12 protein-coding genes, 1 tRNA gene and 1 pseudogene are annotated in these 24,315 nt (G+C 61.1%); 12 read left to right on the top strand and 2 right to left on the bottom strand.

Annotation, left to right across the window (positions count from 1 at the left end; translation table 11 throughout):
- Positions 1-7: 7 nt before the first annotated feature.
- From FJ414_RS09280 to FJ414_RS09225, 11 genes and pseudogenes are all read left to right on the top strand, one after another.
- Complete coding sequence (locus tag FJ414_RS09280; RefSeq protein ID WP_210239660.1) at positions 8-1,576, top strand: GMC family oxidoreductase; 1,569 nt, start codon at positions 8-10, stop codon at positions 1,574-1,576.
- A 7-nt stretch (positions 1,577-1,583) separates the two neighbouring features.
- Positions 1,584-2,483 (top strand): NAD(P)-dependent oxidoreductase, encoded by a 900-nt coding sequence (locus FJ414_RS09275; RefSeq protein ID WP_140643734.1) that lies wholly within the window; start codon positions 1,584-1,586, stop codon positions 2,481-2,483.
- A gap of 377 nt (positions 2,484-2,860) precedes the next feature.
- Positions 2,861-3,838, top strand: a complete 978-nt coding sequence (locus FJ414_RS09270; protein WP_181167092.1) for an NAD-dependent epimerase/dehydratase family protein — start codon at positions 2,861-2,863, stop codon at positions 3,836-3,838.
- Entirely contained in the window at positions 3,838-5,766 is a 1,929-nt protein-coding gene (locus FJ414_RS09265; protein WP_181181576.1) for an HAD-IIIA family hydrolase, read from the top strand. Before FJ414_RS09270 ends, FJ414_RS09265 begins: the two co-directional genes overlap by 1 nt.
- Positions 5,763-6,764, top strand: a complete 1,002-nt coding sequence (locus FJ414_RS09260) for a GHMP kinase (protein ID WP_140643728.1) — start codon at positions 5,763-5,765, stop codon at positions 6,762-6,764. Before FJ414_RS09265 ends, FJ414_RS09260 begins: the two co-directional genes overlap by 4 nt.
- Positions 6,761-7,465, top strand: coding sequence for an SIS domain-containing protein (locus tag FJ414_RS09255; protein ID WP_140643725.1), 705 nt, complete (start codon positions 6,761-6,763; stop codon positions 7,463-7,465). The genes FJ414_RS09260 and FJ414_RS09255 overlap by 4 nt, the downstream gene beginning before the upstream one ends.
- Positions 7,466-8,876: 1,411 nt before the next feature.
- On the top strand, positions 8,877-11,270 hold the full coding sequence (locus tag FJ414_RS09245; protein WP_140643721.1) for a glycoside hydrolase family 16 protein: 2,394 nt from the start codon (positions 8,877-8,879) through the stop codon (positions 11,268-11,270).
- A gap of 105 nt (positions 11,271-11,375) precedes the next feature.
- Positions 11,376-14,018 carry a type I secretion system permease/ATPase gene (locus tag FJ414_RS09240; protein ID WP_181181575.1) on the top strand — a complete coding sequence of 881 codons (2,643 nt, stop codon included), beginning with the start codon at positions 11,376-11,378 and terminating at the stop codon, positions 14,016-14,018.
- Positions 14,005-15,429: an HlyD family type I secretion periplasmic adaptor subunit gene (locus FJ414_RS09235; RefSeq protein WP_140643719.1), complete on the top strand. Its 1,425-nt coding sequence runs from the start codon at positions 14,005-14,007 to the stop codon at positions 15,427-15,429. Before FJ414_RS09240 ends, FJ414_RS09235 begins: the two co-directional genes overlap by 14 nt.
- A 156-nt stretch (positions 15,430-15,585) precedes the next feature.
- A pseudogene (locus FJ414_RS09230) lies at positions 15,586-15,855 on the top strand (phosphomannomutase/phosphoglucomutase); the annotation flags it as partial.
- Positions 15,856-15,910: 55 nt separating this feature from the next.
- Entirely contained in the window at positions 15,911-18,211 is a 2,301-nt protein-coding gene (locus FJ414_RS09225) for a mannose-1-phosphate guanylyltransferase/mannose-6-phosphate isomerase (protein ID WP_140643714.1), read from the top strand.
- 742 nt (positions 18,212-18,953) lie between these two features.
- On the opposite strand, the gene FJ414_RS09220 is transcribed toward FJ414_RS09225, so the two are convergent.
- Positions 18,954-19,030: transfer RNA gene (locus tag FJ414_RS09220), tRNA-His, on the bottom strand.
- A 339-nt stretch (positions 19,031-19,369) separates the two neighbouring features.
- Entirely contained in the window at positions 19,370-19,834 is a 465-nt protein-coding gene (locus FJ414_RS09215) for a phasin (protein ID WP_140643712.1), read from the bottom strand.
- Between the two features lie 261 nt (positions 19,835-20,095).
- Between FJ414_RS09215 and FJ414_RS09210 the strand changes: the two genes are divergently transcribed.
- Positions 20,096-24,151: a PAS domain S-box protein gene (locus FJ414_RS09210; RefSeq protein WP_140643708.1), complete on the top strand. Its 4,056-nt coding sequence runs from the start codon at positions 20,096-20,098 to the stop codon at positions 24,149-24,151.
- The last annotated feature ends 164 nt before the right edge of the window (positions 24,152-24,315 follow it).

Below are 24,315 nucleotides of genomic sequence, written 5' to 3'. Positions count from 1 at the left end.
CGCCGCCGTGTTGGCGCTGTCCGAGAAACCGGACGAGAAGATAACCGTGTTCGATCCGGGCACCGTGCTGGAGGCGGAGACGCAGGAGGTGATCTCCAGGCTGTCCAAGCTGCGTGTCGACGACTGGGACGAGGAGGACGTCCGCCGGATCAGCCTGCAACCCAAGCGGCTCCAATCCGATTCGCTGCCTGAAAAGAGAAGCTACGGATCCGATTTCCCTTTTGCCAACAAGGGTCAGCTCGACGGCGTCCACTCCGAGGGTAGAGTCAACTCGGCTGTCATATCAAGCGCCTACGGGGGATTCAGCAATGTTTGGGGGGCCCAGATCATGCCCTTCAGCGCCGCCACGTTGAAGGGATGGCCGTTCGACTTCTCGGATATGGAAGAGCACTATCGGACGATCCTGGGTCACATTCCTTTCGCTGGAGAGTCCGACGATCTCGAGGAGTGGTTCCCGCTCATCGGATCCCCGGACCCGCTTCCGCCGCTGGCGCCGCGCACGCAGATGGTCCTGGCCAACTACGACAGGCACCGCGATCGAGTGCGCTCCGCTGGAATAACGATAGGCCGCGCCCGGCTCGCCTTCTCGGCGCCCGAATGCCAGCCCTGCGGCCTATGCATGACCGGGTGCCCGCGGTCGCTGATCTTTTCGGCCTCGCACAGCTTCGATCGCTTCAGGCGCAGCGGGAGGATCGACTACCATAGCGGGCTGCTCGCGGTGCGAGTCGACCAGGAGGGTGCCACGGCCGTCGTGCAGGCCCGGGAGCTGTCCAGCGGCCGGATCCGGCGATTCACAGCCGACCGGGTCTTCGTGGGCTGCGGAGCAATCGGGACCACCCGGCTGATCCTGGGCTCGCTCGGATCTGGCCAGCCGGTACATCTTTCGGAATCGGCCCAGTTCGTTCTTCCAATGATGTCAATGAAGCCGACCCCCGACCCACGCACAAGGCGCGAGTTCACGCTCAACCAATTCACCATGGCCATCGTCCAGGACGACGAGGGCTTCGATGTCTCATTGATTCACTTCTATCCGTTCAACCAGGCATACCAAGATGCGCTTCCCGGTTTCTTCCAACACCGCGCTGCCGCCTTCGCAACGGATCGGCTCCTGAGCCGGTTGACGGTAGGCCTGGGCTACTTGCCATCCTGGGCGTCACCCAAGGTCCGGGTCAGCGCCCAGGTGTCCGCAGCTCCTGATGAGCTACCCCAGATCACCCTCACTTCGGAGGGCTTCAGCGAGGCCAAGGTCAGGGGCAAGAATGTGCCTCCGATGCTGCCTGACGTAATTAAGCGGATCCGCAAGGCTGCACCCTACCTTGACCTGTGGCCAGTCACGCCGCAGATGCTGTGGTCGGGCGGGGCCAAGAGCTACCACTTTGGCGGCAGCTTTCCCCATGCCAGAGAGCCGGATTGCGGACGTGCGACGACAGACCGCCTCGGGCGGCTGGCGCGCTGGGACCGGATCCATCTCATCGACGGATCGGTTTTCCCGAATGTTCCAGCTACCACCTTTACCCTGACTGTGATGGCCAATTCCCATCGCATCGCCTGCGAAGCGATGCAGCTGACGGGTTGAGCGTTCCATGCGGGTCGGTATCACCGGAGCCAACGGATATGTCGGGACCATCCTGCGCGCCGCTTTCGCCGAAGAAGGGCATGAGGTCATCGGCTTCGCCCGTTCGAACCGGGTGACCTCCGAATCTGCCGCCGGCGTCGCCGAGTGGCGCCCATACGAGATCAAGCGCCCGCCATCGGGGGCGGCTCTCAGCGACCTGGATGTGCTCATCCACGGTGCATGGGACCTGACTCTCGTCAGCGCCGGTGAAGTGTGGGGTGTCAATGTGTCCGGCTCGCAGCACCTGCTCCGCAATGCCGCCGACGCAGGGGTTCGCCGGGTCATTTTTATCTCCTCGATGTCCGCCTATAAGGGAACCCGACAGTTGTACGGTCAGGCGAAACTGGCCTGCGAGCGCACGGCCAGCGGCCTGGGAGGGGTCTCCACCCGCCTCGGACTGGTGTACGGCCCCGGTTGGGGCGGAATGGCAGGCGCGCTCCGTAAGCTCACCAACCTGCCGATGACACCTCTCATCGGGGCACGTTCCCATCAGTTCACCGTGCATGAAGTGGATATGGCGGCCGCCATGGTGCGTATTGCCGAGTCGGACATGCCCCTGCCGGAACCAGTGGGGCTGGCCCATCCGAAACCCGTACCGTTTCGAAGGCTCATGCAAGAGATCGCAGCGTCACAAGGCAGAACATTGCGCGCCGCTCCCGTTCCCTGGCAGATCGTCAGTGGGGTCCTGAAGGCAGCTGAGGCCCTGCATGTCCCCCTGCCCTTCCGATCCGACTCCATCCTTGGGCTTGTTCACCCGGCGGCGGAGGTTCCCGGCGTAGAACAGCTCAAGCAGCTCGGAATCGAGTTTCGGAGCTTCTCGCTGGGCCGCGACCGACCCTCATCAGGGACGTTGCGTCGATATCCTTGATCGAAGACCCGTCTCGATGCGCCAGCGACACAGACGGCGAAATTGTGGGGTTCGGCACGATCGCAAGGATCCGCGGCAGCATCGACATCTGCGCGAACTGCCGCGCACGCGCTTCGCGTGAACAGACCGTGAGCGCCTCGACCGTCCTTGGGATGGTCGTTGGCGTCGCCGCAAAGGCAAGCGCGGTGCGATTCAGTCGGGATCTGCAAAATGGGGCTACTCCTGAGGAATGATCGCGGATCGGAGAGAACCATGCGATGCTTGAGAAAGACGCATGAGACGCATGACCTTAACGACGAGCGAAGAGCTTAACGCCCAGCTCGGTCGAACTCCCGGCCCCAGCGAAAGCTTGCGCACTAGAGGAAGGCGCAATCCCATTGGCTGAATCGCGCGCTATTTTTGTATCGGGAGTTGCGGGCTTTGTAGGAAGCAGGCTTGCAAGGATCTTTGTTGATCGTGGATATCCGGTCTTTGGCTTTGACAACCTGTCGCGCGGTTCTCGCGAAAACCTGAACGAGCTTCTCACGCATGAGAGGTTCATTTTTGAGAAAGTGGATCTCTCAGACGCGGGTGCGGTGAGAAGCCGCTTTATGAATTGTCACAAACGCATTCCGATTTCCGAAGTCTGGCACATGGCTGCCAATTCGGACATTCCTGCCGGAATCGCCGATGCCTCTGTTGATCTACGCGATACCTTTCTATCGACGTTCAACGTGTTGGACGCAATGAAGGAAGCGGGGGTTCCGTTCCTTGCTTTTGCATCCAGCTCAGCCGTGTACGGCGATTTGGGGGAGGCTCCGATTAGAGAGGATGTCGGGCCGCTGCTGCCGATTTCCAATTACGGTGCCATGAAGCTCGCGTCGGAAGCGCTAATCAGCGCTGCCGTCGAGAACTGGTTAGCTCGGGCGTTGATCTTTCGCTTTCCGAACGTGATCGGTGTCCCAGCAACCCATGGTGTCATTCTGGATTTCGTCAGAAAGTTAAGGGTTTCACCAAGCAAGCTGAATGTTTTGGGATCGGGGCGGCAACGGAAGGCATATCTTCATGTCAATGATCTGATTGATGCGATTGTCTACTTGCGTGCAAACGCATCCGAGCGGCTTGGCTGCTACAATATCGGTCCTGAGGACAAAGGGGTAACCGTTAGCTTTATAGCGGAAACGACTGTCGAGGCTGTCGCACCGGGCGCGGGGATCGAATACGGATTTGAAGATCGCGGTTGGACGGGAGATGTTCCCCGATTTTCCTATGACATAGCAAAACTCCGTGCGCTCGGTTGGCGGCCCCAGCTTGGTTCGGCTGACGCTGTTCGAAAAGCCGTCGTAGAAATCGTGCGGCAGGAAGGACACCCGTGATGCAGGCCCAGGCCGTTGTACTTGCGGGTGGTCGAGGGACGCGGCTCAGGGGCCGGATAGGTGATTTGCCTAAGTCGTTGGCCAACATTGGTGGCAAGCCACTTCTTGAGCATCAAATCGTCCTCGCCAAGCAACACGGGATTGAGAGGATCTTGATCCTGGTGAACCACGCAGCCGAGCAAATCGTGGAGTTTTGCAATCAGCGCAAAAATTGGGGGATTGACGTTCGTTGCATAGATGACGGTGCGCCGCTTGGGACAGCTGGGGCAGTTTTGGCCGTTTTGGATCTGCTCGACGACGACTTCCTTACGATCTACGGCGACACGATGCTCGACATCGATCTGACCCGCTTTAAGTGCTTCCATGAAAAGCACAAGGCGGCGGCGGCAACCGTTTTCACCCATCCGAATGATCACCCGCATGATTCCGATCTGATAGAAACGTCGGAAGACGGCGTGGTTACCGCGTTCCATCCATATCCACGCGACCCGGGTTGCTATTATCCAAACAAAGTCAGCGCGGCTCTTTACTACATTCGAAAACAAGCTCTTCTCCGTTGGCGCGCGGCAGCAACTCCGCTCGATTTCGGCAAGGACCTGTTTCCCGAAATGCTTCGCGCCGGCGCGGAAATCAGAAGCTATGGCAGCCCCGAGTACATAAAAGACGCGGGAACCCCGGCGAGACTCGACAAGGTTTGCGCCGACCTTGAATCGGGCCTCATAGCGCGGGCTTCACTCACCTCTCCGCAGAAAGCAGTCTTTTTGGACAGGGATGGGTGCATCAATGTTGACCATGGACACATCGATCGTCCCGAACGCTTCGAACTGATTGAGGGGGCCGCGGCCGCGATCGCCAGTTTCAACCGGGCCGAATACCGGACAATCGTCGTCACTAACCAACCCGTTGTGGCGAGGGGCGATTGCTCTGTACGAGACCTGCGGATGATCCATAACAAGATGGAGACTGAGCTTGGCCGCCGTGCAGCTTTTGTCGATGCCATCTATTTCTGCCCGCACCATCCAGACCGCGGCTTTATCGGTGAGGTGGAAGCGCTGAAGGTCCGCTGCAATTGCCGCAAACCTTCTACCGGGTTGGTTGATGAGGCGGTCCAAACATTCAATATCGATCGCAGTCAGTCCTGGATCATCGGCGATTCCTCTACGGACGTTGCTCTCGCAAAACGATCTGGCATCAGATCGATCCTGGTCGAGACGGGCGCAGGCGGGTTGGATAGCAAGTATCATGTAATGCCCGATTATACCGTTTCGGACTTGTTCGAGGCTGCCAAGTTCATTCTCACCGGTCACCCGATCTTGATAGACACGGCATCTGATCTGATCGCGCATGTGAAGCCGGGGGACGTCTGTTTCGTGGGGGGCCTCTCCCGGAGCGGAAAGAGCGTCCTTTCCAGCGCTATCGCGGAGGTCCTTCGCGGGCGCGGCTTTGATGCGCAGGTCGTTGCTCTTGATCGCTGGATACGGTCCGTCGCCAATCGCGAACCAACGGTGATGGGTCGCTATGATGTGAGCGAGATCAGGAAGGTTCTAAGCCGCTTGGTGGGAGTTCGTTCTCGCGAGACGCACGATCTGCCCTACTACGAAAAGCTGGGCCGCGTATCGCATCCGAAATCAGAAAAGATAACTATTTCTCCGGAAACCGTCCTGATCGTGGAAGGGGCCGTCGCTCTCTCGCTCTCCGATGTGGTTTTGCCCAGTCGTGCACACACGTTCTTCGTCGATATCGATGAGGAGCTGAGGAGGTGCCGAGTAACGCGAGAATACTCGCGGCGAGGTGTGGATCGAGAGGCTGCAGCGAGTATCTACCGTTCGCGCCAGGAGGATGAGGCACCGATCGTGCTGGCATCGCGAACGAGCGCCAATCATTGCGTCCGATTGCGGGCGATCGAGCTGATTGAGGCGGTCGGATGATTATCAGTCAGACGCCACTTCGAGTCAGCTTTGTGGGAGGTGGCAGCGATCTTCCTGCCTTCTATCGGCAGGAGGGTGGCGCCGTCCTAAGCGTTGCGATCGACAAGTACGTTTACGTTAACGTGAACCGTAAATTCGATAACGGCACTCGAATCGCCTACTCAAAAACAGAAGAGGTAGAGAGCGTCGAGAATATCCAGCACCCAATTGTAAGAGCTACGATGGAATACCTCGGGATTCGCGGAGGTGTCGAGATAACAACCATCGCCGATATTCCATCGATGGGAACAGGACTTGGATCATCGAGTTCTTTTACTGTTGGCCTTCTGCATGCACTGAACGCGTTTCGGGGGCAGTATGTTTCGAAGGCAAAGCTCGGTGCTGACAGTTGTTGCATAGAGATCGAACGTTGTGGCGCGCCCATTGGAAGGCAAGATCAATACGCCGCCGCCTTCGGCGGGCTGAATCTTATCGAGTTTCACTCTGATGATCGCGTCTCGGTGTCGCCGCTGATATGCCCACGTGATTTTATCGCTTCCATCGAGAAGCAAGTTCTTGTGTTTTACACCGGCATGACGCGCAGCGCGTCAGACATTCTCGTCCGACAATCGGAGGGCATCGCAAGGGCACCGGACAAGCGAAAAGCGCTGAGGCAGATGGTCGAGCTCACGTATCGCCTTCGTGATGAACTGCATCGATGTAACCTCAACGCCTTCGGCGAAATCCTCCACGAGAACTGGCTCTTAAAAAAGAGCCTCTCCGAAGAAATCACTAACGATGCGATCGATGGCTGGTACCGAGCTGCGTTACGGGCAGGTGCTACGGGCGGCAAGCTACTCGGAGCAGGCGCAGGAGGTTTTCTCCTGTTCTTCGCGCCTCTCGATCGCCACGACGCAATCAAAGTGGCTCTCGGGGAGCTAAAGCATTTTCCTGTGAAGTTTGACTTCGCCGGTAGTCGCATCGTTCATTATCAACCAACATCGGAGGCCACCCAATGAAACATTTTGGCGGCAGTGCTCAATCAACCGACATCCGAGCCAACCCAAAAAATCTTGACGGCAGCGCTCAAGCTTATTTCAAGAAACTTGAGATCGTCCTGGCTTCGTTGGACCACCAAAGCTTCGATAATGCGGTGGCCTTGGTCGCGCAGGCACAAGAGGACGGCAAGCAGATAATCACGCTTGGAAATGGTGGCAGTTCACTCACGGCGCTACATTTCATTACGGACTGGAATAAGAGCATCTATCTCTCTACGAAGCTTCCTTTTCGTGGCCGAACGCTGGTCGACAATGTGGGCCTCACATTCGCGTACGCGAACGATGTTTCTTTCCAAGATGTGTTCGTCGAGCAGCTGAAGAACATCCTGAACGAGGGCGACCTGGTTATCGCAATTTCGGGAAGCGGAAACTCAGAAAACGTTTTGCGCGCTGTTCGATACGCCAATGATCATGGCGCAGTTACGTTAGGTCTTTGTGGATATGGCGGAGGAACACTCCGGCAGATCGCCCAACACGTGGTTTGGGTCAATGTGAATGACATGCAACTAGCGGAAGATATACATTCTATGTTCGGGCATGTCGTTATGCAGCGTCTTTGTTTTGCAAGTACACAAAAGTGGAGCGATCGGCGACAACAGCGCCGCGCTGCTGGAGGTCTCAATACAAATGGAACTGGCGCCGAGACGAACTGGCAATCCTGATCGAGAACAAGCGATGCAGCACTATCGGCTCTACGTTCTGGACGAACGCGGCCAGTTCAAGGGCGGGATCAACCTTGCCTGCATAGACGACGTTGCGGCGAAAGAGCAGGCCAGGCGGTTGGCAGAGGGCCATGAGGTGGAGCTTTGGCGATTGGTCGCGCGGTTCAAATTTGACAATCCGCGGGGCGGTCCCGGGGCGACGAAGCGCCCTCGCGCCGTAGCGCCACGTTCCAGCCATTTCAACAAGCCACCCAAACGATCGCACTCTCCCCTTGGATGCGGTTGCACGTCTTGGCGCTGTTCAGATCTTGAAAAACACGATGCCGATGAGGCATCGTTGGCGTTGCGATCGAACGGCTGTCCAGCGCTATAGAGACCGCGCCCGATAACGGTGCCAGGCCTTCCGCCTTCGATCATTGAAAGCGGATGACGCGGGCATCGCCGCTGCGTGTTGGCGACGTCGCTCAGCAACACGTGTAGAGACTGGAGCGTGATCAACGGCGCAACGGCTGACCTCGGCCAAGCGCATCGGCGCGCCAACGGTGGTCGAACATCCGGGTCGGCAGCTCCAGCAATAGGCTCGACGGCTCGTCCGCCATGCAGCATCGGAAGACAATCCCGCCCACCCCTCTCGACGACCTCAAATGCGAACGGCCCGCTCGAACCAACGGGCGCCCAGCGAGCGCAACATCTCAGCGGACGGACACGGTTTTGGTAGGGCGTCCGGAAGGCTGTCTCGGTGCGGCCGTTCGATCACTTTCTATATTAGGACGTGTTTATAAGTTACATTAGGAATGTGTTAATAATACCGCACCAAGCCTCATTCTCGCCGCAAATGGTAGTATGGTCGCTCATGTCACGTACATCGTCCTCAAGTGATCAATTCACGCAGGTACAGATGGTGTGCGTGCGTAAATTAGAATGCGGAAATGCCTGTGTTTGCTTAGGGGCGCGGGTGGAATGAAAACAAAAAAAGACGCAATGAACTAAGGAACTGCTGTGCTTATACTAGATAGCACGCTCGGTGGCACGTCCACCGAGAGGGATGCGCTCAACTTTTATCCGGCTGCGGCTCAAACCGTTGAACTCCTTTCGCGCGTTGGTAGCGACACCGTTTATGGGCTCAAAGGCGAGCGCCTGACGAGCATTTCCGTCGACAAAAGTCGCCTTCGATGGTGGGTTCAACGTTGAGCTCGCTCGACCAGGATGTCTGGGGCGAGGACATCCAAATCTCCGCTACTTTGTAATCAGTCCGCGTTGTCTAGCTGCGAGTTTGAAATCCGTTCGCGTTGCCTGGCTGCGAGCTTGAAATCAGTTCGCGTTGCCTAGCTGCGAACATGCGACATGTCGCGCAGTTGGCGATGCGCGGCAGTGGAATTCTCTGTTTTCAACGCCAAAGAAGGATCACGGAATGGCTCTCTCCGCACCCGTAGGCTTTGCCTCTAGCGACCTCGTCTATCAGGAAAACTTCTCCGGTACGGCGCTCGGCAGCGATTGGCACACCTACATCACAAGCAAAGCCGCCAACGGCTGGCCATGGAATACCAACGGGTCGGGAGGAAGTACGCCGGGCGGCCCGTATAATGCCGACTACGATGTGCCGAGCCAGGTGTCCGTGAGCAACGGGACCTTGGATCTCACGGCGATCCGACAATCCATCAGCGGTGTCAATCAGGGGGGGACGGCACAGACGTTCCCGGTCACGTCCGGCGCCGTCAGCAGCTACGGCAACTTCGAATTCAACGGGGGCTACCTTCAAATCAGTATGAAGGCGCCGAGCGGCGACGGCGCATGGCCGGGCCTTTGGCTGATGCCCGGCAATGGCGCGGGCAGCGGCGACAATTTCGAGCTCGATATACAGGAGGGTGGATTTACCGGTTCGGGACCGGCGGACCAGAATTTCTCCTGGCACCTCCACGGGCCGTCAGGGTGGGTCGGCGACACCATCGACAGCGGCATCGACCTCACGGCCGGCTTCCACACCTACGGCATCTACTGGGATCCTGGCAAATCGATCACCTGGTATCTCGACGGGAAGCAGATGGCGCAAGTGACCAGCGCACAGGTCGCGATCCCGGATGAACCGATGCAATTGATGATGAACAATGGGGTCGCGAATTCGAACGCGTCCGGATGGCATACGGCGCTGGATAGCTCGACCCCTTCGTCGATGCAGATGCAGATCGACCAGGTCCAGCTCTATCAAAAAGCGGGCAGCGGCGACACCGTCACGGGTGCCAACGTCAGTCCCCAGACGATATCGTCAACCTCCACGACGCCGTCAACGACCCAGCCGGCAGTGACGCAGCCGGCAGTGACCCAGCCGGCGGTGACGCAGCCGGCAGTGACCCAGCCGGCGGTGACGCAGGTCGCCGCTTCACCGGCAACGGGGATCGAGCATACCGGCGATGCCATCACTTTGACGGTCGGCTTTAACAGGGCGGTGACCGTCACGGGTACGCCTGCACTGTCGCTCAATGACGGCGGAACGGCCAGCTATGTCGGCGGCTCGGGCACGAACGCGCTCACCTTCCGCACCACCGTCGCGCCGACGGACACGAATACCTCGGCGCTCGCCATTACCGGAGCCAATCTTCCGAGCGGCGCGAGCATCAAGGATGCATCTGGTATTGCGGCGAACCTCTCGGGCGCAGTGAAGACGTTCTCCGGTCTCCAGATCGATCCGGTCTTGCCGGCGGTGACGCAGGCCACAGCCTCGCCGGGAACCGGTACCGAGCACGTTGGAGACGCGGTCACGCTGACACTCGGCTTCAACGAGGCAGTGGCGGTATCGGGCACGCCGACGCTATCTCTCAACAATGGCGCGACCGCCACCTATGTGGGCGGCTCCGGAACGGGCGCGCTCAACTTTCGCACAACTGTCGCGTCGACGGACACCAATACCTCGGCGCTCGCCATCACCGGGGTCAATCTACCGAACGGTGCGAGCATCAAGGACGCGAGCGGTGTCGCTGCTAATCTTGCGGGCGCGGTGAAGACGTTCTCCGGTCTCCATGTCGCGACGTCATCGACAGCCCCATCGACCCCAACCACAACGCCAACGACGCCAACGACCCCAGCCACTCCAACCACCCCACCATCGATCGCGCCGGTCCTCACCATCGCGGATCCCACGCTCAACGTGAGCGGGCTGGGCGGTACGGTCGACCTAGGGGTCAAGGTGACAACGACCGACCCCAACGATGTCGTGACCGTGAAGGTGACGGGCTTGCCGAGGTACGAGAGGATCACCGACAAACTCGACGGCAAGACGTTTGCCGGCAAGAACATCACCTTGACGGCCGCGCAGGTCGACAGCGGATTGACGCTGCAATCGAACTATAAGGGCGCGGCTCATCCGGTGGCGACACTCACGCTGACTGCAACGGCGAAGGATCCGGTCACCGGCGCCGTCGCGACAGCCTCGCCACGGACCATCGCCGTAACGGATCCTCGGCCTGCGGCCACCACGACTTCGCCGCGGGTGATCGCCCAGACGGATCATGAGCATGCTCCCGCTACGTCGCTAGGGTCCTCGGTAACCCGGGGCCTTGCGCTGCTGCACGAGCATAAGAACCTGGTCGCCGGCCCCACTACGACCTTTGCGCCGCGAAACAGTGCCGTGGCGGATCATCCGCTTGCGACCGGCACAGCCACGGCGTCCCTGGCAAGCCAGAGTTTTGCGGTGCTGAACCAGTACCTGGCCGGCCACTCGGGCCACGTCGACCCCGGTCAGATCGTGGCGTCCTTGTCGAATGGAGCCAACTGGAATCACGACTCGTACCTGACCAGACCGCAACATTGATCGCCTCCGCACCCAGGGGCTTCAGCGCCTGGGTGCGGCACCGTCAAGTTTGTGCTGAGAAGGAACATCGAACGCGGACGCGTATCCGCGAAGGGTTAAGCCGGAATGGCGATGCAGAACGAGAATGCCCACGCCGCAGACTTTGGATTTCGAGCCCTGGCTCTGTTCCTTCGCTTTCATGGCGTAAACGCTAAGCCCGACCAGATCCGCGATCGCTGTGGCGGCGGCGGTGCAATCGGCATCCGCGCGATGCTTCGTTGCGCCCGAGAGTTCGGGCTTAAGGTCGGTTCGCGCAAGACACGGTGGAAACAACTTGCGGGTATCCGGTTGCCCGGCATCGCTTCACTGCATGATGGCGGATTTCTGCTTCTCGGCAAGGTCAGCGACAAAGGCGCGGTTGTGCTGCATCCGCCCTCGTCAAATGCGAAGCTGATCACGCGCGCGGAATTCGAAGCAATCTGGGACGGCCGTTTGATCTTGGCTGGATCACAGAACATTGCGCAGCGGGCGCTTCAGGCCCTTATTGGCCGCGGGCATGATCTGGCACGGCGCGCCTGCGATATCTTGATGCGTGCTCGTTTCGCCGATCAAGGCGATAAGGCCGCCCAGGCGGCGGGCACTGCATCTGAGAGCGGCGATGACTCAGGGCTCATCGCCTTGGCGATATTGCTGCGTTGCCATGGCATCGCGGCCGAGCCTGACCAAATCCGGCATCGCATGGGCGCGGCGCGAGTGGGTGTTACCGAAGTCCTGCGCTGTGCAAAGGATTTCGGACTCAAGGCTCGGGCACAGAGGACGAGCTGGAATCGGCTTGCGGTTACTCCGCTGCCGGGAATCGCCGTGCTTCGGGACGGTGGATTCCTGATCCTCGGCAAAGTCGTCGACGACAAGCTCCTCGTTCAGCGCCCATCGTCGCCGCAACCCATTACAATGACCCGGGCCGAACTTGAGTCCATCTGGGACGGCGACATCATCCTGATGACCCGGCGCGCGGCCCTGACGGACCTGTCCCGGCGGTTTGACATCGGCTGGTTTCTCGGCGCGGTTCATAAGTACCGCCATCTTCTCGGCGAAGTGCTGATCGCGTCATTCTTCCTTCAGATCTTTGCCCTCATCTCGCCGCTGTTTTTCCAGGTGGTCATCGACAAGGTGCTCGTGCATCGAAGCATGAGCACGCTCGACGTCCTGGTCGCGGGCCTTATCGCCCTGACCGTTTTCGAAACTGTTCTCGGCACGCTGCGCGTCTATCTGTTCGCGCACACGACGAACCGCATCGACGTCGAGCTCGGCGCCCGGCTGTTTCGTCACCTGATGGCGTTGCCGATCGCATATTTCCAGACACGCCGCGTCGGGGATTCAGTCGCACGCGTCCGCGAGCTCGAGAATATCCGGCAGTTCCTGACAAGCTCGGCGCTCACGCTTGTCATCGATCTCGTCTTCACCGTCGTTTTCATTGCGGTGATGTTCTATTATACGACTCCGTTGACGCTGATCGTCCTGTCGTCGTTCCCTTTCTACATCGGCATTTCTGCGGGAGCTGCGCCGCTGTTTCGCCGGCGCCTTGATGAGAAGTTCGATCGCGGCTCGGAGAATCAAGCTTTCCTGGTCGAGACCGTCACGGGCGTCGAGACGCTGAAGGCCATGGCGGTCGAGCCGCAGATGCAGCGCCGCTGGGAGGAGCAGCTCGCCGCCTATGTGACCGCAAGCTTCCGCGTGCTCAGCCTGAACAATACGGCGAGCCAGGCGGTGCAGATGATCAACAAGCTGGTCGTCGCCGCAACCCTTTACTTCGGCGCCAAGCTCGTGATCGGCGGCGACCTGACCGTCGGCGAACTCGTCGCATTCAATATGCTGGCCGCGCGCGTGAGCATGCCTGTGCTGCGGCTCGCGCAGATCTGGCAGGATTTCCATCAGGCCCGCCTGTCGATCGATCGTCTCGGCGATATCCTCAACACCATTCCCGAGCCAAGCTTCAATCCTGGCCGCGCCGCACTGCCGGCGATCCGCGGGCAGGTGACATTCGAGCACGCGACTTTCCGCTACCGAGTCGACGGCCCCGAGGTGCTGCACGATGTATCGTTCAGCGTCGAGTCCGGTCAGGTCATCGGCATCGTGGGCTCCTCGGGCTCCGGCAAGAGCACCATCGCCAAGCTGATACAGCGGCTCTATGTGCCGGAGAGTGGACGCGTGCTGGTCGATGGCGTCGATCTGGCGATGGTCGACCTAACCTGGCTTCGACGCCAGATCGGCGTAGTCTTGCAAGAGAACGTGCTCTTCAACCGATCCATTCGCGAGAACATCGCGCTCGCTGATCCGGCTATGCCCATGGAGCGCGTCATTGCAGCGGCCTCGCTTGCCGGCGCTCACGATTTCATCCTGGAACTGCCCGAGGGCTATGACACCATCGTGGGCGAACGCGGCAGCAGTCTTTCCGGCGGGCAACGCCAGCGTGTCGCAATCGCCCGGGCACTCATTACCGATCCGCGCATCCTCATCCTCGATGAGGCGACCAGCGCCCTGGATTACGAAAGCGAGCGCGCCATTCAGCAGAACATGAAACGAATTTCTGCCGGCCGAACCGTCTTCGTCATCGCTCATCGGCTCTCGACCGTGCGCCACGCGAACCGGATCATCACGATCGAGCATGGACGCATCGTCGAGGATGGCACCCATGATGACCTAATCCGCTCGAACGGGCGCTACGCAAACCTCCACTATCTGCAAGCTGGCATCCATGACGTCCGCTAGCCGAAACATCGTCCCATTTCCGAGAGCCCAAGTTCGCCGCCGGGAGCACGAAGTTGCGTTCCTGCCGGCAGCGCTCGAAATCACCGAAACGCCGCCGTCACCGATCGGCCGCGCGATCGCGGCGAGTATCGTCGCTGTCTTCTGCGTCGCGCTGGTGTGGGCATCGTTGGGCAGCATCGATATCGTCGCAACCGCGACGGGCAAGATTGTGCCAGACGGGCGCAGCAAGCTGATTCAGCCATTCGAGACGGGCGTTGTCCGCGCCATCAACGTACGCGATGGACAGAGCGTGAAGGCCGGCGACGTGCTGATCGAGCTGGACCCGACCATGACGGAAGCCGACCAGCAGCGCCAGAAGAGCGATCTTCTTTCGGCCGAACTTGACGTCGCCCGGCTGCGCGCGGCGCTCGCGGAGGATCCGCTCGCGGCCTTCCGGCCGCCGCAGGGCGCGGGCGCCGGGGAGATCGAGATGCATCGTCAATTTCTGATCAGTCAGGTCGCCGAACAGAACGCCAAGCTCGCGGAGATCGAGCGCCAGCAGAATCAGAGGGAAGCAGAACGATCGACTACTTTGGCAAGCGTCGCGAAGCTCCAGGCGACGACGCCGGTGCTGCAGGAGCGAGTCGACATTCGCAAGAAGCTCGTCGACAACGCGCTTGCTTCGAAGGTCGACTATCTCTCCGAGTATCAGGAGTTGGTCAGCCTTCAGCAGGATCTCAACCTGCAGCAGAGCCGGCTGCGCGAAGCCGATGCAGCCATCGCGGTGCTAAGGGAGACGAAGGAAAAGACCGCCGCGGAGTATCGGCGCGCGACCTATGACGCACTCGCGAAAGCCGACCAAAGGGTTGAGAGTGCCGAGCAGGAGGAGATCAAGGCAGAGCAGCGCACGAAGCTCCAACGATTGACCGCGCCGGTCGACGGCGTCGTGCAACAACTCGCCATTCACACGGTGGGAGGCGTGGTTACGCCTGCTCAGCCACTGGCCGTGGTGGTTCCGAGCGAGAGCCATCTCGAAATCGAGGCCATGCTCTCCAACCGAGATATCGGATTCGTCCACCCGGGACAGAAGACGGAAATCAAGGTCGACACATTCAACTTCACCCGCTACGGGCTTCTTCATGGAGAAGTGCTCAGCGTGTCACCGGACGCCATACCTCGCGAGAGGCAGAGCGATTCGAACGACCGCGTATCGGGCGCAGAGCAGAGCGACAGTGAGCCGAGGGGTCAGGAACTGGAATATGCCGCGCGCGTTTCGCTTGACCGTGCGTACATGCAGGTGGACGACAAGCTCGTCAAGCTCGGTCCGGGCATGGCGGTGACGATCGAGATCAAGACCGGCGCGCGCAGTATCATCGGCTACTTTCTCTCGCCGCTGGCGAAATACAAGCAGGAAGCGCTGCGAGACCGTTAAAAAGCGCACGAGACATCCTTGCGGCCGTCGGCAGGCATGCTCCAATTGTATGAGGGGGTGCGAACCGGGGCATTTGGGCTACCCCCAATTCATGAAGAGAGCCCGGGCCCGGCTGCATGTTAGGATCGTCCCGCACGCAATTGCGGATCAGAAACCGTGACGCTCAACATAGACGGCCAGGCCAAGTCGAACACAGTCGCTTTCGAAGCCAGTGCTCTCATCAGGGCCACTGGCTTCCGCGAATACGACGCGCGTTGGTGGTTCGGGCATCCGGGCTCCGAGGAAGGGCCCGAGCGCAACTTGATGGAGGTACAGGCGCTCGGCATGGGGCCCGGCACCATGATCCATCGAATGGGCGTAGGCCCTGACATCGTCCATGACTTCCGCGGTCATTCCGTGGCGTTCCGGGCTCTCGATTCTGTCCTGTGCCGCAATCCAGAAATCGGCGCCTACAATCAGACATTCTGAGAGGAACTGGACCATGCCGGGCCGGATCGTATGTTTTGTCATGAGCGGGGGCGTTGGTTCACGGCTTTGGCCGCTCTCGCGCGAAGACAATCCCAAGCAATTCCACGACCTTTCCGGCGACGGATCCATGCTTGCGAAGACCGTCCGGCGTCTCAAGGCCCGGCCCGAAGGTGAGACCCCAATCTACCTGATAGCGTCCGAGCGGCATGCCGATCGCGTTATTTCCGACATCGGGCCACTCGGCTTGGACGGCGGCAGACCGATTTTTGAGCCAGTTGGCCGCAATACCGCCGCAGCAGTCGCCATAGCCACCCTGCAAACGATCTTCGAGCATGGCGGCGACGCGCTTGTGCTCGTGGTCCCCTCCGATCATGAGATATCAACCGAGGCGCAATTCTGGGAAACGGTCGAGATGGGCCGGCCTGTGGCCGAGTCAGGACGCCTTGTCATATTCGGCATCAGGCCGACACATCCGGAAACCGGGTACGGTTACATCGAGGTTGCGGCAAATGCCGACGGCGTGGCCGCCGTTGCGCGCTTTGTCGAGAAGCCCAATGCCGAGACAGCTCGCCAATATGCGTCGTCGGGAAGGTTCTATTGGAACGCCGGCATCTTCCTGTTTCGCGCAGACACGATGCGGCGAGCATTTCTCGAGTTCCGGCCAGACATCTGGGACAGCGCCGAACGGGCCCATAAGACCGCACGGGACGACGTTTCGGGCATCTACCTGCCACAGAGTTTCTACTCGGCTGTCCCGTCGACCTCGATCGACTACGCCGTCATGGAGCATGCCCACGACACCGCGATGGTTACGGCCTCCTTCCGCTGGAATGATCTTGGATCGTGGCAGTCGCTGCTCGAAGCCAGCCCGACCGACAGCGACGGCAACGTCGTGATGGGGGACGTCGTCGCGATGGACTGCAGCAGCTCCTACCTTCGAAGCCAGGGCAGGCTGCTGACCGTCATTGGAATGAAGGATGTAGCCGTGGTGGCAACGCCAGACGCGGTATTCGTCGCCCCCGTCAGCCACAGCCAGAACGTCAAGAAGGTTGTCGAACAGTTGGAGAAGAGCGGACGACTCGAGACCAAGTTAACAGCGTCGGAAGACCGGGTCATCGTCAGCGGGTCATGGCGCAAGCGCGTCGAGCACTGGCTTTTCGACGAAACCCTGCCGGTGTGGTCCACTGCAGGCGTTGACGACGTGTATGGCGGATTCCATGAGTCGCTCGGTTTTGACGCGAGGCCGCTACGCAAGCCCAAGCGCACGCGGACGATGGCTCGTCAGATCTACGCTTTCGCGGTGGCCAAGGAACGCGGTTGGCCTGGACCCGCCGACAAACTTATCAACCACGGGATCGACTTCATCGCGAAATACGGTCGCACCGACCGCGGCGGCTGGGTACGCACCCTAAATTGCAACGGCAGCGTGGCTGACCCGGCGGAGGATGCCTACGACCAAGCCTGTGTGCTGCTGGCGCTTGCCCATGCTCATCGATGCGGCCACCAGGACGCCCTGCGGCTTGCACAAGAGACATTTCATTTCATCGACACGCATCTCGAGGACGGCAGCCTGAACGGCTTCCTCGAGAGCCCCGTCTGGAGCGGGGCGCGGTTCTCGAACCCGCACATGCACATGCTGGAATCCTTCCTTGCCTGGCATGGGGTCACGGGCGAGCGCGCATATCTGCGTCGCGCGGCACGCGTCATCGATCTCTTCCGATGCCATTTCTTCGACCAGGAGAGCTGGACAGTTGGAGAACGCTTCGACGTCGATTGGCTGCCGTTGCCGGGGGACGATGGACAGTGGACCGAACCAGGGCACCATTTCGAATGGGCCTCTCTCCTCGTCGATTTCGCGCGGGCGAGCGGCCAGAAGGACTTGGTAGCATATGCGAGAAAGCTCTATTCCTCGGCGGTTGCCAGCGGTTTGAACCGGGCCACGGGTCTGGCCTATGCAGCCGTCTCGCGCCACGGACTGCCCCTCGACCGGCTTTCGCGAAGCTGGCCGCAATGCGAGGCGATCAAGGCGGCAGTTGCCCTTGATGGTATTGGCGGGCCTGATTTGAAACCCGAGATCGAAGCGCGCGTCGCCCGGCTCTTCAGATGGCATATCGATCCCGCACCGCTTGGCTTATGGGTCGACAGGATTGATGAGCGCGGAAGGTCAGTGGCGACGGAGGTCCCCGCGAGCATCTTCTACCACCTGGTCACGGCGTTGATGCAGTATCTGGACAAGACCGGGGGACAGGTCGAAGCTTTCCCGCTGCCGGTTTCGGAAGTAGGCAAGTCCTCGCTTAGGCAGGTCTATGCCTGACTTGACGGTTCCCTCGTCATGCGGAACGCGGCGGGTAGCTTGGCCGTGACAATGGATTCGCTGGGTCGGCTCTGGTCTATTTGTCAGAGAACGCATTGCCCACGCTGCGTGCACGGCGATATAGGCAGGACGCGACTTAAAAGCGCGTCGCGCTGAAGCGGATCCAGGCGACGCGCTTTTAGGCTTTGTTTTCATGCATGTCGTTATCGCAAAACCGCTGCACACTTTTGCGCGACACGCATTAGTCAGACGTAATCCAAGGCACAAACCTTGGCGGCTGGCGCTCATTGTTTGCGCAGGAATTCAAGTAGCCTTGGCCGAGCCGAGACTAACACAACAAAGCATCCTTTTGGCTAAATTAGCAATTTCATGAATAGGGACTAAGGGTCGTTCTAGCCAGCGCCGCCCAAAACGCTGGTCAGGCCCAGCGGCTGTCCAAGTCACCCCGCGCCTGCTGGGCCGCCCCTTAACCCGGCGGCTATTGAAATTGCCGTATCAACTGAACGAGCGACAAACCGTTTGACGGCTGCAAAAAGCTCGAAGCGGTGATCTGATCCGCAAACCGTCCTGTATGCACGCCGTTGCCGCCGTTTACTGCATGCATCGATCGCAGGCATTCCGGCCTCATGTAACGGAGCTATGTGTGGGGAAGCCAAGTCGAGGAGCAGGAAACGTTGGAAGGTGGACAGAAGCGACAATCGGAAATTCGTTAGCAAAATAAGTGATTTAGCGAGTAGCCCGATGGTACCGTTGGCTGGGATCGAACCAGCGACCTCCGGATCCACAATCCGGCGCTCTAACCAGCTGAGCTACAACGGCACGCCTGCCTGAGTTGGATCGAGGAAGCTTCTTTCTCCGCGATCCGCTCTGTCGTTCGGCGATGCGTCAAATACGGGCTATCGGATTCTAATTCAAGGGCTTTGATAAGGGAAAGGACGGGTTTCCTCATCCGCCGTCGTCAAGGCAAAAGAAAAGGCCGGCGGGAGGAGGTGCCGGCCTTTTCCTGTTACGAGCCAGCGGGAGGAGGTGCTGGCTGGTCACCCCGGAAATGGAGGGAGGAGGTTCCATCCCCGGGTATCTGGTTGTTCAACCCTATCGCACGACTATTTGTCTGACGAAATGCGACGTTTTGATGCATCGCAGGGTTGTGCGCGAAAATCAGGCAGCCTTGGCGTCCTTCATCGCCTTCTCAAAGGCGCTCTTTACCGGCTTGGAGACGTCCTCGACCGCCTTGGTGGTAACGGCCTGGAACTCCTTGGCCTGCTCGACGGCCATTTCGACGCGCTTGCGCAGGAAGGAGGTCTGCAGCTCGACGACTTCCGAAAGGGTCTTGGCGCCGACCAGGGCTTCGAGGTGCGAGAAGCTGGCCTCGGCATTGGCGCGCAGCGCGGCGATGGCCTTCAGCGAAACGTCGCTGGAAACGGTCTTGGCGGTCTCGTAGGTCGACTCCAGAACCTTCTGGGTCTCCTCGGCGCCGGTCTTCAGCTTGGCATAGGCTTCCTTCGACTGCTCGACGCCCTTCTCGGCGAAGGCGCGGATCTGATCGGTGGCCTTGGAAGCATCGAAGCTCGGGAATTCGACGGTTTCGATGGTCTCGGCGGTCTTGGCAGTGGTCTTGGACATTTTCCAACCTTTCGGGGCAGCGGCTTTGACAGAAAGCCGTCTCGTTCATGTATGATGGCAATATAAAGGGTTTTTTGTGCATTGCAACATCTTTGTTGCACCGCACCATAAAATCTTCCCCGACGTCAGCCATAGGGCCGTTAACCAAGAGCCCAGAGATTTCGACCCATGCAAGCCTAGGCTTGTGGACCTTGGCGCCACAGGCTTTTATTAACAAAGCGTTAACTGAAAAAATGCCCGCTCCGGAGGGTTGGCCAGCGCATGCCGCCTGAAAACTACTCCTTCCTCGACGTTGCCGTACTCGACGCGGTGCGCCAGCGCTTTGCCGCCGGCGACGCGCTGGCCATTTTATCGACCGACCTCGAACAGGTGATCTGGGCGAACGGACCGGGGGCGTCGATGTTCGGCTATCCGGATATCGAGGCCATCATCGGCGCCTCAGCGCGGCTGCCGTTGGTCGCGCGCCGGCAGATCATGGCAACCAGCGGCTTTCCCAACATCGGCAGCGATCGCGCCATCACGGTGAGGCTGGCCACCGGCATGGTGAGCCGCGCAGCCGGCTTCCTGGCTAGCGCCGTGACGATGCCGGACGGCGAGACGGCAATCATGCTGGCGGTGCCGGCGGCGCAGACCAGTTCGCGCAGCACCGGCGAAATCGCCAGCCGTGCAATCGGCGGCTTTACCGAGGCCGGGCATTTCATTGCCTTCGTCGACGCCCAAGGCGATGTCGAAGCAGCCTCGGACGGCTTTGCGGCGCTCGGCATCGAGCCGCGGACGCTGGCTGCCCTGGTTGCGGATGTGGCAAGCAGCGGCGACCGCGTCGTCAAACGCCTCGTGCCGGGCACCAACACCTCCTATCCGGCCGGGTTTGCACGGCTCACAGATACGCGCCATCTGCTGGTGGTGATCGACGAGGACCAACTCGACGACTCCGATGGCGGTCAAGACGATCAGCCGGTCGCCGACCAGGGCGATCAGACCGGCGATCAGCAAGTTGCGGCGCCCGAGGCGGTTAGCGCCCCGCCGCCAGGTGAAAGCCCGGCAATCGAGCCCGAGCCTCAGCCTGTCCAGGACAACCCAATGCCTATCGTGGCGGCTGGCGAAGGGGCCGAGCCAGCCCCGGAGACTCCCGGCGGCGACGCACGGCCCGACGCGGAGAGCCGGACCCTGGCGAGCCAGCGGTCTGCCCGGACCGACCATCAGGCCGACGCCGCCGATACCAGCCGGCAGGTCGCCGATGCCCGCGCCGGCCAGCACGATCATTGGTACTTCAATGCCGGCAACGAGGACACCGGACATGCTCAACCGGCAGCGCCGGCGGAGGGCGCCGCCACGGCCAAAGGTCAAGGGCAGGATGGCGGTGAAACCGCCGCACGCGAAACCGCCACACCCGCCCAGCCGACCCCGCCCCGCGACATCGACCGCTCCGCGCCCCCATTGCGCTTCGTCTGGCGCACCGACGCCGAAGGCCGGTTCAGCGCGCTGTCGCCCGAATTCGCCGCCATCGTCGGCCAGCCTGCCGCCGATGTGATCGGCCGCCGCTTCAAGGATGTTGCAGCCACTTTCGGCCTCGACGCCTCGGGCGAGATCGCCGGCCTGCTCGACCGGCGCGATACCTGGTCCGGCCGCTCGGTGCTGTGGCCGGTGGCCGGAACCGGCCTGAAGATCCCCGTCGATCTGGCGGCGCTGCCCGTCTATGGCCGCAGCCGCGCCTTCGAGGGGTTTCGCGGCTTCGGCGTCGCGCGCAGCGCCGACGCCGTGGCCGATCCGGAGGCGCTTGGCATGGCCCTGGTGCCGAATGCCGCACCAGCCGGAGCCGTTGCTGCCGGGGCCGAGCCGTCGGTCGAGCAGCCAGGCTCGGAACAGACCGAACAGCCGAAGCCTGAAGACCCCTTCCAGGGCGAAGTGCCGGCATTGACCATCGTGCCGAAGCCGGAGCGGCGCTTTGCCGACAAGGTGATAAGGCTGGCCGAGCATCGCCAGCCGGCCAACGACAAGCAGCCGGGAAGCGACACGCCGGCAAATCAGAGGAGCCTGTCGATCCTCGAGCGCAGCGCCTTCCGCGAGATCGGCGAGCGGCTGCGCAAGGACAGTTCCGCCCCTGCCGAGGAACGCGCCCCCGAAGCCGACAAGCAGCCAGATGCGGCCGCCGCCGGCAAGGGCGCGGCGACGGTGAAGGAACCGGCCAACGAAGCGAGGGCCGACGCAAACCAGCCGCTTGCGCCCGACACAGCGCAGGACGACGGTTCCGAGCGGGAAGCGAGCTTGGCATCCGCAGCGCAAGCCCCGGAAGCTGATGACGCGAAGGCCGATGCGGAGACCGCGGAAGCGGAGACTGAAGCGGAAGACCAGGAAGACCTGGCGCGGCTCGATGGCATCGATGGCGCCGCCGAGGCAGACGACACCGGCCAGGCCGAGACCTCGGCGGTTTCCGGCTCGCTGCTCAACTATGCCGATGGCGAGAAACCCACGGAAGACGCCGGCGTCGCGCCGGTTTCCCAGCCCGAGCAGGCAGAGGGCACCCGTCAGGCCGACGAATCTGCTTCCACGGAACCGCGGCAGCCGGTCGAACAGCCTGAGGCAGAGCCGGTCGCAGCCGGGCAGTCCGGCCCCGATGCGACGGCCAACGACGACAGCATGACCGCCGACGATTTCCGCGATGCGCAAGACAATGAGGATTGGGCAGGCTCCGACGCGAATACCGCGGCGGCGGCGGAAGAACAGCCGGAAGCGGCAGCGCCGGCGCGGCAGCGCCTCGACGTGCCGCCGCTCAAACTGTCGGGTTTCGTACCGTCCGCTTTTTCGACCGGAGAGGGAGCCAAGGCGCCCGACACACACATCCTCGCCAGGCTGCCGGTGCCGCTGCTCATCCATTCGGGCGACGTGCTGCATTATGCCAACGAAGCCTTCCTCGAACTCACCGGCTACGGTGCGCTGGACGACCTCGCGGATGCGGGCGGCCTGGGCGCGCTCTTCGCCGATCCATATGCCGAGGACACCGCGGCGGACGAAAGCGACCACTCGCTGAAGCTCAAGACCCGCAACGGCCAGGAATTTCCGATCGATGCGCTGCTGCGCTCAGTGCCGTGGCGCGGCGGCAAGGCGCTGATGCTGGTGGTGCGGCGTTCCGGCGAGGACGACGCGGCGCATTTCACCGCCGCCAATGACGAACCGGCGCTGCAGCCGGACGTGCCGGAACTGAAGTCGCGCATTGCAGAAATGCGCACCATCATCGACACCGCCACGGACGGCGTCGTGCTGATCGGCCGCGACGGCGACATCCGCTCAATCAGCCGGCCGGCGGAGGCGCTGTTCGGTTTCGATAGCGACGAGGTCGCCGGCAAGCCCTTTGCCTCGCTGTTCGCCATCGAGAGCCAGCGCGCGGCGCGCGACTATCTCGTCGGCCTTTCGGAGCCGGGGGTGGCGAGCGTCTTGAATGACGGTCGCGAGGTCATCGGCCGCGAGGCGCAGGGACGTTTCATTCCGCTGTTCATGACCATCGGCCGGCTGCCCAACGACAGCGGCTTCTGCGCCGTGGTGCGCGATATCACGCAATGGAAGCGTGCCGAGGAAGACCTGACGCAAGCGCGCGCGGTGGCCGAGCGCGCCTCCTCGCAGAAGACGGATTTCCTGGCCCGCATCAGCCATGAGATCCGCACCCCGCTCAACGCCATCATCGGCTTTTCCGAGCTGATGGTGGACGAGAAATTCGGCCCGATCACCAACGACCGCTATCGCGACTACCTGCGCGACATCAACCGGTCGGGCAACCATGTGCTCGACCTCGTCAACGACCTGCTCGACATCTCGAAGATCGAGGCCGGTCAGCAGGAGATGGATTATGAGGCGGTGTCGCTCAACGACACGCTGGCCGAGACGGTGGCGATGATGCAGCCGCAGGCCAATCGCGAACGCGTCATCATCCGCTCTAGCTTCGCCTCGCGGCTGCCGGAAGTGGTGGCGGACCTGAGAAGCGTGCGCCAGATCGCCCTGAACGTCCTGTCCAACGCCATCCGCTACACGCAGGCCGGCGGCCAGGTGATCGTCTCGACCGCTTACGAAGCTTCGGGCGATGTCGTCATGCGCGTGCGCGACACCGGCATCGGCATGACCCAGCCCGAGATCGAGCAGGCGCTGAAACCGTTCAAGCAGATCAATGCGTTGAAGCGCGGACGCGGCGACGGCACTGGCCTTGGCCTGCCCCTCACCAAGGCCATGGTGGAGGCGAACCGCGCCCGTTTCGCCATCACCTCGACGCCTGGCGAAGGAACCCTGGTCGAGGTCGCCTTCCCGTCGACCCGCGTGCTCGCGGAGTAACCTGCCGACGAGCCGCGCCCAAAGAAAAAGGCGTCCTGGAGGACGCCTTGAGAAATGGGATGCTGTCACAACGGGGGCTTGAGCTGAACCTCAGGGACGAGGAACGGGATTTCTCCCTCAAGTTACACGCGACTATCGGGGTCGTCCCTTAACAAGTCCTTACC

This window comes from Mesorhizobium sp. B3-1-6 (assembly GCF_006439555.1).
Classification (GTDB): Bacteria; Pseudomonadota; Alphaproteobacteria; order Rhizobiales; family Rhizobiaceae; genus Mesorhizobium.
Note: the sequence above shows the minus strand (reverse complement) of the source record. Positions and strands in the feature narration are given on the sequence as shown.

Bases quoted from the DNA above. Each gene is read 5' to 3' on its own strand.
- FJ414_RS09265 (WP_181181576.1), top strand. From the start codon at position 3,838: ATGCAGGCCCAGGCCGTTGTACTTGCGGGTGGTCGAGGGACGCGGCTC.
- FJ414_RS09210 (WP_140643708.1), top strand. From the start codon at position 20,096: ATGCCGCCTGAAAACTACTCCTTCCTCGACGTTGCCGTACTCGACGCG.
- FJ414_RS09255 (WP_140643725.1), top strand. From the start codon at position 6,761: ATGAAACATTTTGGCGGCAGTGCTCAATCAACCGACATCCGAGCCAAC.
- FJ414_RS09245 (WP_140643721.1), top strand. From the start codon at position 8,877: ATGGCTCTCTCCGCACCCGTAGGCTTTGCCTCTAGCGACCTCGTCTAT.
- FJ414_RS09225 (WP_140643714.1), top strand. From the start codon at position 15,911: ATGCCGGGCCGGATCGTATGTTTTGTCATGAGCGGGGGCGTTGGTTCA.
- FJ414_RS09240 (WP_181181575.1), top strand. From the start codon at position 11,376: ATGGCGATGCAGAACGAGAATGCCCACGCCGCAGACTTTGGATTTCGA.
- FJ414_RS09275 (WP_140643734.1), top strand. From the start codon at position 1,584: ATGCGGGTCGGTATCACCGGAGCCAACGGATATGTCGGGACCATCCTG.
- FJ414_RS09235 (WP_140643719.1), top strand. From the start codon at position 14,005: ATGACGTCCGCTAGCCGAAACATCGTCCCATTTCCGAGAGCCCAAGTT.
- FJ414_RS09215 (WP_140643712.1), bottom strand. From the start codon at position 19,834: ATGTCCAAGACCACTGCCAAGACCGCCGAGACCATCGAAACCGTCGAA.
- FJ414_RS09260 (WP_140643728.1), top strand. From the start codon at position 5,763: ATGATTATCAGTCAGACGCCACTTCGAGTCAGCTTTGTGGGAGGTGGC.